Origin of the sequence: Salinispora oceanensis (assembly GCF_000383575.1) — a bacterium.
GTDB classification, from domain to species: Bacteria; Actinomycetota; Actinomycetes; order Mycobacteriales; family Micromonosporaceae; genus Micromonospora; species Micromonospora oceanensis.
Genome location: NZ_KB911579.1, coordinates 1282025 through 1295778 on the forward strand (window position 1 = coordinate 1282025; position 13754 = coordinate 1295778).

The following is a 13754-nucleotide window of genomic DNA, read 5'->3' on the forward strand; positions in this document are numbered from 1 at the left end:
GCCCGGCCCCGGATCAGGGCGTCGAGGCCGGCTGCGCTCCATCGGCGAGCAGGTCGCGGGCGGCTTCGAGGACCTCGATCACCGGGACCTCGGCCACGAACGAGTCACGGTGCGGGCACTCGCCGTCGCCGGGCCGGTGCGGATAGCTGCCCGGGGTGCAGTCGACCCCACAGACCGGGCAGTGCACCGTCCAGGACGTGATCGGGCGGTGCCGGCCCCGCAGCGGGCTCGCCGTGGTGATCAGGTTGCCGACCCAGAAGACACCCACCGTGGGAGTACCGACCGCGGCCGCCAGGTGCAGCGGCCCGGTGTCGTTGGCGACCACCAGCGCGCAGTCGGCGTAGCAGCCGGCCAGCCCCCCGAGGCTAAGCGTGCCGACCTGCGGCCGCAGGGGCACCCCGGCCGCCGCCACCACCCGCTCCACCACCTCCTGCTCCACCGGTGTGCCGGTGACCAGCACCTCGTACCCGTCCCGGTGCAGCTGCCGGGCGACGGCCGCGAAGTGTTCGACCGGCCAGCGTCGACGGGTGTCGGTGGCGCCCGGGTGCAGCGCCACCCGCGGCCGGTCGGGCGGGCCGAGCACCTCGGCCGCCTCGGCCCGGTCGGCGTCGGTGACCGCCAGGGTGGGGACGACCGTGGTTGCCGGGGCCCCCACCAGGGCCGCCACCTCCAGGTAACGAATCACCTCATGCTGGTAGTAGACGTACCGCAGCCAGCGGTCCAGCGGCGGCGCGTCCTCGGCCCGCAGACCGGCCGTCACCCGGGCACCGAGGCCGGCCACCACCGGGTTGGAGTTGGCCCCGCCGCCATGCACCTGCAGCGCCAGGTCGAAGCGCTCCGCACGGGCCCGGGCGAGGAAGTCCGCCAGCCCGGACTCCGGCTCGCCCGGCTCCGGGTGACGGATTCCGGGAGCCGGCGGGACCACCAGGACCCGGTCCACCGGACCCGACCGATCGCGCCAGAGCTTCGCGTGCCACGGCGCGCCGAGCAGAACGATCTCCGCCGCGGGGTACGCGGCCCGCAACGCGGCCAGCGCCGGCAGGACGAAAATGAAGTCACCGAGCGCGTTGGCCCGCAGCACGGCGATCCGCTCCACCTCGGGTATGCGCTGCGCGGCCGGACCGAGCAGGTGCGGGGCGACCATCGACGCGCTACGGCCGGTCGGTCTCGACGTTCGGGTGGTGCAGCTCCCGGCTGACGGCGGGGTCAGCCGGAAACGGAGGGTCACCGTCGGCGCCGCGCGCACCGCTGCGCCCGACAGTGATGGTGCGGGGCTCAGGTCGGGCAGTCCGGGGCAGCCGAATCCGGAGCAGACCGTGATCCATCACCGCGTCGATGGCCTCCGGGTCCACCCGGGACGGCAGCTCCACCCGGTACACGAACGCCCGGGCCTCGGAGCCGTCGAGGATCCCGTAGTCGGCGTTGACCTCGGCCTCCGACCGGGCCCGTACGCAGAGCTCCCGCTCGTCCAGCTCGACCGCCACCTCGTCGGGGGCCACGCCGGGCAGCCGGACGATCACCTCCCAGCCGTCCTCGGTCTCGTCCAGTTGGAGGTCCGTCGAGTCCGACCGACCCCCGACCAGCCGACCCAGTTCGGCGCGGAGCGAATGCCACTCGCCCGCCGGGTCCCACCCCTGCTGTCGGCCGCGCCTGCCCTGGCCGATCCCGCCGCCGGGTTCACTCATCACACTTCTCCTATTCACTGGGGTTTGCCGAGGGCCGCAGGGAGCTGGGCGCGTCCAAGTCGGCGTCCCGGTCGACGCCGACGCCGAGCCGGTCCACCAGTTCTCCGCCGAGCCACGCGCTGACCCCGAGGATGGCCAGGGCGACGATCTCGATCGCGACGAGCGCGCCGCCGGCAGCCCGGGAGTCGGCGTTGAGCCGGACCGCCCAGACCGCGGCGAAGAGCAGGATCAGCGCCACGTTCGCGGCGGCGTGGGTGAGCGCGACCCGCTTGGCGCGGGTGCCGGTCGGGATGGCGAGCAGGTCAACCATCCCCGCCGCCGCGGCCAGCAGGCCACCGACCAGGCCGACGGTGAGGTTCCAGTAGGCGACCTCACCGAGGAAGTCGGGCCCACCCACGATGTCGACCACGTCGAAGAGCACGGCGGTGGCGAGCAGGGCGACCGGGAACATCACCAGCATCGGGTGGAGGGGGTGACCCAGCACTTTGAGTCGGCTCTCCATACCCGGGCCTCCACTGTTCGGCAATTCTCGCCCCCGGCCGATGCCACCTAGGCTGTCGATGACGCACCGCCGCCATGGTCAACGGATGAGGGAGGGGCACGTGACGGTAGATATCACCACTCACGAGGAGTTGCGGGAGTTACTGGGCGTACCGACGGCTCGGGCTGCCACGAAGGAGCGAACGCACCTGCACGAGCGGGACCGGCAGTGGCTGGCCGCCTCCCCGTTCTGTCTGGTGGCGACGGCCGGCGCGGACGGCACCTGCGATGTCTCGCCGAAGGGGGACCCACCCGGCTTCGCCCTGCCGATCGACGACACCACCGTCGCCATCCCGGAGCGCCCCGGCAACCGACGGGCCGACGGCTTTCACAACATCCTGGACAATCCACACGTCGGGCTGATCTTCCTGATTCCCGGGCGCAGCGATACGTTGCGGATCAACGGCCGGGCACGGCTGGTGCGGGAGGCGCCCTTCTTCGACTCGATGACGGTCAAGGGCCATCGGCCGACCCTGGCGCTGGTGGTAGCGATCGAGGAGATCTTCTACCACTGCGCGAAGGCGTTCCTCCGGTCGCAGTTGTGGAGCCCGCAGACCTGGACGCCGGAGGTGCTGCCGTCGCGGGCCCGCCTGGTCAAGGAGGTCGAGGCCCGCACGGAGAGCCTGGCCGAGCTGCAGAGTCACTACGGCCCGGAGTACGCGCGCCGCCTCTACGCCTGAGCCACCCGCGGCGGGTCAGCCCACTTTCGGCGTGGCGCGGTCGATGATCGCGGCGAGGTCGATCCCGGCGGGGAGCGTGCCGTACGCGTAGCCGTGCGCGCCGCCCAGCCGGGACGCGCAGAACGCCTCAGCGACCGCCGGGTGGCCGTGTCGCACCAGCAGCGCCCCCTGCAGGACGAGGGCGAGCCGCTCCACCAGGTGCCGCGCCCGCAACTGAGCGTCGGTCGGGTCCGCCAGGCTCGCCCGCAGGCGCCGGACCGCGGCGTCGAGCCGGGCATCCGCACCGGCGGCGGCGTCCACCTCGGCCTCGAAGGCGGCCAGCACCCGCGGCTGGCGGGTCAGCGCCCGCAGCACGTCCAGGGCAGCGACGTTGCCGGAGCCCTCCCAGATCGAGTTCAGCGGCGACTCCCGGAACAGCCGGGGCATGCCGGACTCCTCCACGTACCCGTTGCCACCCAGACACTCCAGGGCCTCGGCGGCGTGGCCCGGCCACCGCTTGCAGACCCAGTACTTGCCGACCGCGACGCCGAGCCGCCGGAACGCGGCCTCGTCGGCGTCACCCCGGGCCGAGCGGTCCGTCGCACCGGCGAGCCGCAGCATCAGGACGGTCGCGGCCTCCGACTCCACTGCCAGGTCGGCGAGGACGTTGCGCATCAACGGCTGGTCGGCCAACGGGCGTCCGAACGCCCGCCGATGGTGGGTGTGGTGGATGGCGGTGACGACTCCCTGGCGCATCCCGGCGGCGGCCCCGATCAGACAGTCGAGCCGGGTGAGGTTGACCATGTCGATGATGGTGCGGACGCCGCGCCCCTCGTCGCCGACCCGCCAGGCCACCGCGTGCTCGTACTCGATCTCCGCGGAGGCGTTCGACCGGTTGCCCAGCTTCTCCTTGAGCCGCATCAACCGGAGCGGGTTGCGCGTGCCGTCGGGCAACACCCGAGGCACCAAAAAGCAGGTCAGCCCGCCCGGCGCCTGACCGAGAGTCAGGAAGAGGTCGCACATCGGTGCGGAGGTGAACCACTTGTGCCCGACCAGCCGGTAACTGCCGTCCGCCGCCGGCTGGGCGAGGGTGGTGTTGGCGCGTACGTCCGAACCGCCCTGCTTCTCGGTCATCGACATGCCCGCCAGCAGCCCGTGCTTGCCGAGGGCCGGACGCAACCCCGGGTCGTACGTGGTGGCGGTCAGCAGCGGCTCGTACTGGGCGGCCAACTCGGGGGCGTGCCGCAGCGCCGGCACCGCCGCGTAGGTCATCGAGATGGGGCAGCCGTGCCCGGCGTCCGGCCGCCAGGTGTAGAACTTCGCGGCCCGGGCGACGTGCGATCCGGGCCGGTCGTCGGCCCACGGCGCGGCGTGCAGGCCGTAGGTCACCGCGGTCCGCATCAGCTCGTGCCAGGACGGGTGGAACTCCACCTCGTCCACCCGGTGCCCGTAGCGGTCGTGGCTGCGCAGTACGGGCGGGTGCTCGTTGGCCAACCGGCCGTGCTCGACCGCCGCCTCCGCGCCGCCGAGCCGGCCGAGTTCGCACAGCTCGGCGCTGGCCCAGCCGGCTCCCTCCCGGGCCAGCCCGGAGCGGAGTGCCGGGTCGTCTGACACGTCGTAGTCGACCAGGGGTGGCACCTGGTTGAACACCTCGTGCGTGGACACAGTGGCCCTCCCCACCCGGGTCAGCTCAACCCGCTCGACACGGCTCGCACGTGGCCACGGTGGTGGCCGGTGCGGCTGCTCCGCATTCACTGTCGCTGAGGCGGAGGGGCAGCGGAAGGGGGGTCGGGGCCTCGGTGTCCCGGAGTCACCGCCCGTCGCGTCGCCGGCCGGCCTCCCCGATGCCCAGCCACCCACCCCGGCCGCGAATCCCTTTTAGGCATCTTTCTTCGTATTCATGTTTATTTGAGAGCAATGTCGGTTTAGGTTGCGGGTGGCTGCTACCGCCGGTTGGTAGCCGAGGAGCCGTCCGCTGCCCGGTGCGGTGGTGGGTCCTTGTCACTCACGGGGGGAAGGACATCGAGTTCACGATGAGGTACCAGGACCACACCCAGGGGCCGGTACGGCCGGGCGGGGGTCGGGCGAGGTCGCGGTGGTGGGCGGTGGGGCTGGCCGGGGTAACCGGTCTGGCCCTGAGCACCGTCGGCGTCGCCGCCAGCCCGGCCGCGGACGCGGTCGGGCGCACCCTGACCGCCGCCGACGATCACAGCGACGACCGCGGCAAGCACGACGACAAGGCCAAGTACGACGAGAAGGCCAAGGGCGGCGAGAAGGGCAAGTACGACGAGAAGGCCAAGGGCGGTGAGAAGGGCAAGCATGGGGAGAAGGGCAAGCGGGACGACAAGGGCAAGGGCTCGGAGAAGAAGCCGACCGGTATCCCGGTCCCGTGTGACGCCGACGCGTTGATCGCCGCGATCACCCTGGCCAACGCCCGCGGCGGCGCCGTACTCGACCTGGCCAAGGACTGCACCTACCTACTCACCGCCGACATCGACGGCGCAGGTCTGCCGATGATCGTCACCCCGATCACCCTCAACGGCGACAAACACACCACCATCGAACGAGCCGCCGCCGTCGACCAGTTCCGGATCTTCACCGTCGACGTCGGCGGCGACCTCACCCTCAACAAACTCACCATCACCGGCGGACAGACCGACGACGAGGACGGCGGCGGAATCCTCGTCAACGCCGGCGGAGCGCTGACCACCAACCACAGCACCATCACCCGCAACATCGCCAGCGGCGGCCTCAACTCCGGCGGCGGCATCGCCAACTTCGGCACCACCCGGATCAACCACTCCGCAGTCGTTCGAAACACCGCCAGCTTCCAGGGTGGCGGCATCTACAGCGCTGGCCTGCTGGAGATCGTCAAGTCCCACATCGACAACAACACCAGTGGCGACAACGGTGGCGGCATCTTCTCGACCAACAGCACCGTCACCGTCAAGGGCGGCAGCATCTCCGGCAACCAGGCATCCAACGGGGCAGCGATGTTCCTGTCCACCTCGATCAGCACGGTCACCGGCACCAAAATCACCGGGAACACCGCCAGCGGCAGCACCGGTGGTATCCGGGCCAGCATCGCGAGCCAGCTGACGATGCGGCATGTCAGTCTCGCTGACAACAACGCATCGGGCCTGGCCGGCGGCTTGTTCGTCTCCGCCGCCGGAGAGGGGGAAAGCTTCGCGACCGTCGAGGACAGCGTGATCAAGAACAATGTGACCTCGCTTATCGGCGGAGGAATCTTCAACGGGGGGCAGACGGTGCTGCGACACACCAAGGTGATCGGCAACCAGGCGAGCCAGGGTGGCGGCATCCAGAACGACGGTACGATCAGCCTCTACTCCACGAAGGTGGTCGAGAACATCGCCACCACCGACGGCGGGGGCATCTACAACAACGGCACGGTGAACCTCAACACCGCCACCGGCACCGTCGTGATCAAAAACCGACCCAACAACTGCGTCAACGTCCCCGGCTGCGCCGGGTAGCGATCAGCGGATTCCAGAGGGCCCGTTCCGCCGTCAACCGGCCGGAACGGGCCCTCCCCCAATCGCCGACTCGAGAGCGAACTTTCCCGGTACCCAGCAAAATCCATCGTGGCTGGTTGACGCCCCGGAGTCGCCTGCGAAAATTCGTCCGTGACTCGGAACCACACCTACGAGGTCTCCACCACCTGGACCGGCGACCGTGGGCACGGCACGACGGGCTACCGCTCGTACGACAGGTCGTACGACACGGCGAGCCCCGGCCGACCGCTCCTCGCCGGCTCCGCCGACGCGGCATTTCGCGGCGACCCACGACAGTGGAACCCCGAGTTACTCCTCGTCGCCTCGCTCAGCCAGTGCCACCTGCTGTGGTACCTACACCTGTGCGCGGTCAACGACATCGTGGTCGTCGGCTACCACGACGCCGCCCACGGCACGATGCACGAGGACGACACCGGGGCCGCCCGCTTCACCGACGTCCTGCTCCGCCCGCAGGTAACCGTCACCCACGCTGACATGGTCGAACGGGCGACCGCGCTGCACGTTGACGCGAACGCCCGCTGCTTCATCGCCGCCTCAGTGTCCTTCCCGGTACGGCACGAGCCACGCACCGTCGTCCGGTTACCACCACCAGAACCGGCCAGGTAGCAGCATCGATCTCGACGCTCGTTCCGTCGAAACTGGGTTCCTCCCAACGAGCCCGTCCTCAGTTCGAGGGCAATGAGGAGTTGTTCCCATGTCCGATCGGAATAGCCCACACCGCCGCCCGGCGGTGTTCTCGACCCGGCGACGCGTGCTGGCCGCTGTGACGTCCTTTGCCCTCGTCGGCGGCCTCGCCCTCAGTGGGGCCGTCCCCGCGGCGAGCGCCGATGCCGTCCGCCACCGCGACGGCGTGCAGGCCGACCTCGACCGCCTTGTGAGCGAGGAGAAGTTCCCGGCCGCCCTGGCCGCCGTTCGCACCTCCGACGGCCGGAACCGTAACTACACCGCCGGGGTGGCCGAACTCGGCACCAAGCGAAGGCCACCGGTCGACGGGCGGGTGCGCATCGGCAGCAACACCAAGACCTTCGTCGCCACCGTGGTCCTGCAACTCGTCGGCGAGGGCAGGGTCGATCTGGACGAGCCGATCGAGACATACCTGCCCGACCTGATCCGCGGCGACGGCATCGACGGCCGGCAGATCACCGTACGGCAGGTGCTGCAGCACACCAGTGGCCTTCCCCGCTATGTCGACGACATCGCCCCCGACTTCTTCCGCCTCCAGCACACCTATTTCGAGCCGCGCGACCTGCTCGACCTGGCCCTCGCGAACAAGGCGAGCTTCACACCCGGCACGAAGTGGGAGTACAGCAACACCAACTACCTCGTCGCCGGGCTGCTCATCCAGAAAGTCACCGGCCGTCCGGTGGCCGAGGAGATCACCAACCGGATCATCGTCCCCCTCAAGCTGCGCGACACCTACTTCCCGAACGTCGGCGAACAGGGCATCCGGGGCCGGCACCCACATGGCTACTACACCGACGACCCGGACAAGCCGCTGCAGGACGTCACGAAGATGGACCCGTCCTGGGGCTGGGCGGCCGGCGCGATGATCTCCAGTCCCAGCGACACGAACCGCTTCTTCGCCGCCCTGCTCGCCGGCGACCTGCTCCGGCCCGCCGAACTCGACCAGATGCGCACCACCGTCCCCGCCTTTGCCGGCCGCGGTTATGGCCTCGGCCTGATGAGCTGGGATCTGCCCTGCGGCGACCGTGCCTGGGGCCACGGTGGTGACACCCCCGGCTTCACGACCCGCGGCGGCGCCACCGAGGACGGCCGCGCCGTCACCCTCGCCGTCACCTCGACGCCGACAACCGAGACCAGCGCCAACCAGGTGGATGCGGCCACGAACGCGGCTCTCTGCGAGTAGTCCCTACCAAAGCTGCCGCGCCTCGGTCGCCGGAAGTTCCGTGCCTCGCTCCCTGGAGCGGGGCACGGAACTTCCGGCCGGGGCATCTACCCGACATCCTGCAGATCCTCCCGGGTACGGGTTCCAGCGTTGGGCCCAGCCGGCCGTCCCGCGGCCCCGGCGCCCAGGTCCGTCCAGGTGGCATCCCCGAGTCGGTCCGGCCCTGGCCGGGCGTACGTGTCCTGACGGATCAGGACCAGGCAGACGATCGTGAACACCACGAGCACGGCGACACTGCCAATGGCCAGGGCAGGAGTGAACGGCACCAGTAGGAGGGTGCTGACCAGCTCCGCGAAGATCAACACGAACAGCACCCCACGGATCGTCAGGGGCGTCAGCCGGGTACAGATCCAGGCCCCCAGCGGGGCTCCCACGGCCACCACCGGTGCGGCGGTGATCCAGTAGTCAACCACAAACCCGGTGAAATCACGGACGACGAAGACATGCGTCAGAAATGCCGCGATCGACACCAGCGTCATCATGACCACCGTGGTCGGAGTTGCCACCTTCTCCGAAACCCGAAAGAGCAACACGAGCAGCAAAAACATGACGCAGTTCTCACCCACCCCGGCCACGCCGCTGAGCAGTCCGCCAGCGAAGCCGGCACCCAGGACCAGATTACGCTCCCGGGCGCTCCACATCGGCACCACGAAATTTCGCCGATATCCACGCTGACGCAGTTGCACGAGTAGCGCTACCGCGAGCGCAACGAGCAGCATCGTGAACAACACCCGTACCAGCTTCAGCGGCACATGTGGAGCGATCATCGTCACGCTGAGTACCACGCCGAGCATTCCGGCGGCCGAGCCGTACAACACCACCCGTCGCTCTATCGGCACCCGGCACAGCAGGATTGACAGCGAAGCCGCGGTCATGCCGATCGACTGGATGGCAAAGGTAAAAATACGCGCCTGATCCGGCGGCACGGTCAGTACTTTTGTCATCACCGGAAAGGCGATCGCACCACCGCCCTCGCTGGTCCCACCGCCAACCAGTGATCCGAACACCATGGTGAGCGCCACCGGCCAGTGCTCGTCAAGTCGGGTAAAGTAGCTCCACCCCCACACTTTTGCCCAGATCAGCCACACGATCGCCGCGAGGATGGCGTTGACCAACAAAACTCGGGGCACTCGCACCATTTCCGCCGTCCCGCCTTCCACAGTATTCCCTGAATCATCTGCCACGGTCTAGTCGCTCACAGCCCCCGATGTTCGGCAAGGGCCAAAAAGAGCAAAACAAAAGAATTGAGCGGTGGGACGGTGCGGGCACAACTCGAGTTACGCACGGTGCCCTTCTCCGGCTGAGCTGGGCTGGACTGACCGACAGGGCCGGGAAGCCGCACACCGGCCCTTGGCGGACCGGGGCTCCGACCCTGGCGCAGCGGACGGCACAGCACGGCACTGACCCCACCGGGGCCACCACGAACGCGTGACCGTTTCAGGCATGTTTTTCGTGTTCATGCATTTATGGGGTCTGTGCCGGTTTAGGTTTCGGGTGGTTGCTGCCGCCGTCCGGTAGCCGAGGGCGATCCCCCGTTGGTGCGGGTGGTGGGTCCTTGTCGTTCGCGGGGGAAGGGCGTCGAGTTGACGATGAGGTATCAGGACCACACCCAGGGGCCGGTGCGGCCGGGCTGGGGTCGGGCGAGGTCGCGGTGGTGGGCGGTGGGGCTGGCCGGGGTGACTGGTCTGGCCCTGGGTGCCGCCGGTGTCGCTGTCGGCCCGGCCGTGGGGGCGCTCGGGCGTCCGCTGGCCTCCGCCGATGACCGCGGCGGTGACCTCGGTAGGCAGGAAGCGGGCAAGCACGACGAGGCCAAGGGCGGCGACACGGGCAAGGGCAGCGACGAGGCCAAGGCGGGCGACAAGGGCAAGGGCGGCGACACGGGTAAGCGGGGCAGCACGGGTAAGCGGGATGACGGGGGTAGGGGTTCGGAGAAGAAGCCGAGCGGTGTCCCGGTCCCGTGTGACGCCGACGCGTTGATCGCCGCGATCACCCTGGCCAACGCCCGCGGCGGCGCCGTACTCGACCTGGCCAAGGACTGCACCTACCTACTCACCGCCGACATCGACGGCGCAGGTCTGCCGATGATCGTCACCCCGATCACCCTCAACGGCGACAAACACACCACCATCGAACGAGCCGCCGCCGTCGACCAGTTCCGGATCTTCACCGTCGACGTCGGCGGCGACCTCACCCTCAACAAACTCACCATCACCGGCGGACAGACCGACGACGAGGACGGCGGCGGAATCCTCGTCAACGCCGGCGGAGCGCTGACCACCAACCACAGCACCATCACCCGCAACATCGCCGGCGGCTCGGGCGGTGGCATCGCCAACCTCGGCACCACCCGCGTCAAGTACTCCACAGTCGACCGCAACACCGCCGCCGAAGCAGGTGGCGGCATCTACAGCACCGGCCTTCTGGAGATCGTGAAGTCCCATATCGACAACAACACCAGTGGCGACGGTGGTGGCGGCATCTTCTCGACCAACAGCACCGTCACCATCAAGGGCGGCAGCATCTCCGGCAACCAGGCATCCAACGGGGCAGCGATGTTCCTGTCCACCTCCATCGGCACGGTCACCGGCACCAAAATCACCGGGAACACCAGCAGCGGTAGCGGTGGTGGTATCCGAGCCGGCATCGGGAGCCAGCTGACGATGCGAAAGGCCGAACTGGCGGACAACACCGCAACCATCCTCGCCGGCGGCTTGTTCGTCTCCGGAACCGAGGAAGGGGAAAGCTTCGCCACCATCGAGTACAGCGTCATCAAAAACAACGTGACCTCGGCTTCCGGTGGAGGAATCTTCAACGCTGGGCAGACGGTGCTGCGACACACCAAGGTGATCGGCAACCAGGCGAGCCAGGGTGGCGGCATCCAGAACGACGGTACGATCAGCCTCTACTCCACAAAGGTGGTCGAGAACATCGCCACCACCGACGGCGGAGGCATCTACAACAACACCGGCACGGTGAACCTCAACACCGCCACCGGCACCATCGTGATCAAAAACCGACCCAACAACTGCGTCGACGTCCCCGGCTGCGCCGGCTAGCGATCAGCGGATTCCAGAGGGCCCGTTCCCACCGTCAACCGGTCGGGACGGGCCCTCTTCTGTGCGCCAATTCGAGATCGAGGACGTGCCAAATCCGTCCCCGCTGCGGCATCACCGATGACGGCGCGTCGGCGTGGACGCCGCGCGCCACCGGAGCGCCACCAGAGAAACCGCCCGTTTCAGGCATTTTATTCATGTTCATGTTCTTTTGAGTGCCGTGTCGGTTTAGGTTGCGGGTGGTTGCTACCGCCGTCCGGTAGCCGAGGGCGATCCCCCGTTGGTGCGGGTGGTGGGTCCTTGTCGTTCGCGGGGGAAGGGCGTCGAGTTGACGATGAGGTATCAGGACCACACCCAGGGGCCGGTGCGGCCGGGCTGGGGTCGGGCGAGGTCGCGGTGGTGGGCGGTGGGGCTGGCCGGGGTGACTGGTCTGGCCCTGGGTGCCGCCGGTGTCGCTGTCGGCCCGGCCGTGGGGGCGCTCGGGCGTCCGCTGGCCTCCGCCGATGACCGCGGCGGTGACCTCGGTAGGCAGGAAGCGGGCAAGCACGACGAGGCCAAGGGCGGCGACACGGGCAAGGGCAGCGACGAGGCCAAGGCGGGCGACAAGGGCAAGGGCGGCGACACGGGTAAGCGGGGCAGCACGGGTAAGCGGGATGACGGGGGTAGGGGTTCGGAGAAGAAGCCGAGCGGTGTCCCGGTCCCGTGTGACGCCGACGCGTTGATCGCCGCGATCACCCTGGCCAACGCCCGCGGCGGCGCCGTACTCGACCTGGCCAAGGACTGCACCTACCTACTCACCGCCGACATCGACGGCGCAGGTCTGCCGATGATCGTCACCCCGATCACCCTCAACGGCGACAAACACACCACCATCGAACGAGCCGCCGCCGTCGACCAGTTCCGGATCTTCACCGTCGACGTCGGCGGCGACCTCACCCTCAACAAACTCACCATCACCGGCGGACAGACCGACGACGAGGACGGCGGCGGAATCCTCGTCAACGCCGGCGGAGCGCTGACCACCAACCACAGCACCATCACCCGCAACATCGCCAGCGGCGGCCTCAACTCCGGCGGCGGCATCGCCAACTTCGGCACCACCCGGATCAACCACTCCGCAGTCGTTCGAAACACCGCCAGCTTCCAGGGTGGCGGCATCTACAGCGCTGGCCTGCTGGAAATCGTCAAGTCCCACATCGACAACAACACCAGTGACGACAACGGTGGCGGCATCCTCTCGACCAACAGCACCGTCACCATCAAGGGCGGCAGCATCTCCGGCAACCAGGCATCCAACGGGGGAGGGATACTCCTGTTCAGCTCCATTGGCACGGTCATCGGCAGCCGAATCGCCGGGAACACCGGCGGTCAGGGTGGCGGTATCCGAGCCGACTCCGTGAGCCATCTGACGATGCGAAAGGTTGAGCTGGCGGACAACACCGCAACCGTTATCGGCGGCAGTTTGTTCGTCTCCGGAACCGGGGAAGGGGAAAGCTTCGCGACCATCGAGTACAGCGTCATCAGAAACAACGTGGCTTCGACGTCCGGCGGAGGAATCTTCAACCTGGGGCAGACGGTGCTGCGGCACACCAAGGTGGTCGGAAACCAGGCCGACCTGGACGGCGGCATCTACAACGAAGGCACGACCAGCCTCTTCACCACGAAGGTGGTCAAGAACATCGCCACCACCGACACCGGGGGCATCTACAACGACAACGGCACGGTGAACCTCAACACCGCCACCGGCACCGTCGTGATCAAAAACCGACCCAACAACTGCGTCAACGTACCCGGCTGCGCCGGCTAGCGATCAGCGGATTCACGAGGGCCCGTTCCCACCGCCAGTCGGTGAGAACGGGCCCCGCTGCTGGGCGGCCCGCCTCCGGCCTCGCACCACAAACCCGCCGTGGCGAGCCAGGCCGTGCGGAAGGAGAAGATTGGGCGGTTGGGGTGTTGGGGGCCCCTACCTGGGTACGGTCAAGGGATGGTGTATATGCCGTCGCTGCCGCAACCACAGCGGTTGCTCCTGGCTGAGCTGGCCGGCATAGCCAACCGGTACAGCATCGGGGAGGGCCGGGGCCTTCCGCCGGAGGTGGCTATCGCCGCGGTACGGGCGATCACCGACGACCCGGTGCTGCTGGGCATCCAGGCCGGGGTGGCGATGGCGGATCCGTACGGGGTCAGCCAGCCGACGGTGGAGCTACTTCAGGCCGCCGGTGCTGACATGACCATCGCACGGCAGCACGCGACCGAGGTGCGGGAACGCCTGGAGCGGATCGGAATCGCCAGTTCGTCCGCGGGTGGCGTAGCCGAGGGCCGGCCCGGCGAGCATGGGGACGGGCGGCCGGACGGCGAGCGTGGGTAGACTCCTGGCTCCG

General features: G+C 68.8%; 12 protein-coding genes. 7 read left to right on the forward strand and 5 right to left on the reverse strand.

Features of this window, described 5'->3' with window-relative positions; genetic code table 11:
- Nucleotides 1–13 precede the first annotated feature (13 nt).
- From SALPAC4_RS0105810 to SALPAC4_RS0105820, 3 genes are read right to left on the reverse strand one after another with little or no spacing between them, the layout of a single operon-like run.
- Nucleotides 14–1144, reverse strand: a complete 1131-nt coding sequence (locus tag SALPAC4_RS0105810) for a glycosyltransferase family 9 protein (protein ID WP_019869507.1) — start codon at nt 1142–1144, stop codon at nt 14–16.
- 7 nt (nt 1145–1151) lie between these two features.
- Entirely contained in the window at nt 1152–1685 is a 534-nt protein-coding gene (locus SALPAC4_RS0105815; protein WP_019869508.1) for an Hsp20/alpha crystallin family protein, read from the reverse strand.
- A 10-nt stretch (nt 1686–1695) separates the two neighbouring features.
- A complete protein-coding gene (locus SALPAC4_RS0105820) occupies nt 1696–2187 on the reverse strand; it encodes a DUF2231 domain-containing protein (protein ID WP_019869509.1) in 492 nt (163 codons plus the stop codon).
- Nucleotides 2188–2287: 100 nt separating this feature from the next.
- On the opposite strand from SALPAC4_RS0105820, the gene SALPAC4_RS0105825 reads away from it, so the two are divergent.
- A complete protein-coding gene (locus SALPAC4_RS0105825) occupies nt 2288–2905 on the forward strand; it encodes a pyridoxamine 5'-phosphate oxidase family protein (protein ID WP_027644375.1) in 618 nt (205 codons plus the stop codon).
- 15 nt (nt 2906–2920) lie between these two features.
- Here SALPAC4_RS0105825 and SALPAC4_RS0105830 read toward each other — a convergent pair whose 3' ends face one another.
- Nucleotides 2921–4549: an isovaleryl-CoA dehydrogenase gene (locus SALPAC4_RS0105830; RefSeq protein WP_019869511.1), complete on the reverse strand. Its 1629-nt coding sequence runs from the start codon at nt 4547–4549 to the stop codon at nt 2921–2923.
- A 440-nt stretch (nt 4550–4989) separates the two neighbouring features.
- On the opposite strand from SALPAC4_RS0105830, the gene SALPAC4_RS0105835 reads away from it, so the two are divergent.
- The 3 genes from SALPAC4_RS0105835 to SALPAC4_RS0105845 all read left to right on the forward strand — a co-directional run bounded on the left by SALPAC4_RS0105835 (nt 4990) and on the right by SALPAC4_RS0105845 (nt 8284).
- Complete coding sequence (locus SALPAC4_RS0105835) at nt 4990–6378, forward strand: autotransporter outer membrane beta-barrel domain-containing protein (protein WP_029127492.1); 1389 nt, start codon at nt 4990–4992, stop codon at nt 6376–6378.
- A gap of 150 nt (nt 6379–6528) precedes the next feature.
- The gene (locus SALPAC4_RS0105840) at nt 6529–7023 is read left to right on the forward strand and encodes an OsmC family protein (RefSeq protein ID WP_019869514.1); all 495 of its coding nucleotides are present in this window, start codon (nt 6529–6531) and stop codon (nt 7021–7023) included.
- An 88-nt stretch (nt 7024–7111) separates the two neighbouring features.
- On the forward strand, nt 7112–8284 hold the full coding sequence (locus SALPAC4_RS0105845; RefSeq protein WP_027644877.1) for a serine hydrolase domain-containing protein: 1173 nt from the start codon (nt 7112–7114) through the stop codon (nt 8282–8284).
- An 86-nt stretch (nt 8285–8370) separates the two neighbouring features.
- Here SALPAC4_RS0105845 and SALPAC4_RS0105850 read toward each other — a convergent pair whose 3' ends face one another.
- Nucleotides 8371–9462 carry a sulfite exporter TauE/SafE family protein gene (locus SALPAC4_RS0105850; protein WP_019869516.1) on the reverse strand — a complete coding sequence of 364 codons (1092 nt, stop codon included), beginning with the start codon at nt 9460–9462 and terminating at the stop codon, nt 8371–8373.
- Nucleotides 9463–9984: 522 nt separating this feature from the next.
- Between SALPAC4_RS0105850 and SALPAC4_RS0105855 the strand changes: the two genes are divergently transcribed.
- The 3 genes from SALPAC4_RS0105855 (at nt 9985) to SALPAC4_RS0105865 (ending at nt 13741) form a co-directional block, all read left to right on the forward strand.
- Nucleotides 9985–11379, forward strand: coding sequence for a right-handed parallel beta-helix repeat-containing protein (locus tag SALPAC4_RS0105855; RefSeq protein ID WP_020113462.1), 1395 nt, complete (start codon nt 9985–9987; stop codon nt 11377–11379).
- Nucleotides 11380–11782: 403 nt separating this feature from the next.
- Complete coding sequence (locus SALPAC4_RS0105860; protein ID WP_019869518.1) at nt 11783–13183, forward strand: autotransporter outer membrane beta-barrel domain-containing protein; 1401 nt, start codon at nt 11783–11785, stop codon at nt 13181–13183.
- Between the two features lie 177 nt (nt 13184–13360).
- Nucleotides 13361–13741: a hypothetical protein gene (locus SALPAC4_RS0105865; protein WP_018738489.1), complete on the forward strand. Its 381-nt coding sequence runs from the start codon at nt 13361–13363 to the stop codon at nt 13739–13741.
- The last annotated feature ends 13 nt before the right edge of the window (nt 13742–13754 follow it).

Excerpts from the sequence above, each read along its gene's own strand:
- SALPAC4_RS0105810 (WP_019869507.1), bottom strand. The coding sequence starts at position 1,144 with ATGGTCGCCCCGCACCTGCTCGGTCCGGCCGCGCAGCGCATACCCGAG.
- SALPAC4_RS0105815 (WP_019869508.1), bottom strand. The coding sequence starts at position 1,685 with ATGAGTGAACCCGGCGGCGGGATCGGCCAGGGCAGGCGCGGCCGACAG.
- SALPAC4_RS0105820 (WP_019869509.1), bottom strand. The coding sequence starts at position 2,187 with ATGGAGAGCCGACTCAAAGTGCTGGGTCACCCCCTCCACCCGATGCTG.
- SALPAC4_RS0105845 (WP_027644877.1), top strand. The coding sequence starts at position 7,112 with ATGTCCGATCGGAATAGCCCACACCGCCGCCCGGCGGTGTTCTCGACC.
- SALPAC4_RS0105850 (WP_019869516.1), bottom strand. The coding sequence starts at position 9,462 with ATGGTGCGAGTGCCCCGAGTTTTGTTGGTCAACGCCATCCTCGCGGCG.
- SALPAC4_RS0105865 (WP_018738489.1), top strand. The coding sequence starts at position 13,361 with ATGGTGTATATGCCGTCGCTGCCGCAACCACAGCGGTTGCTCCTGGCT.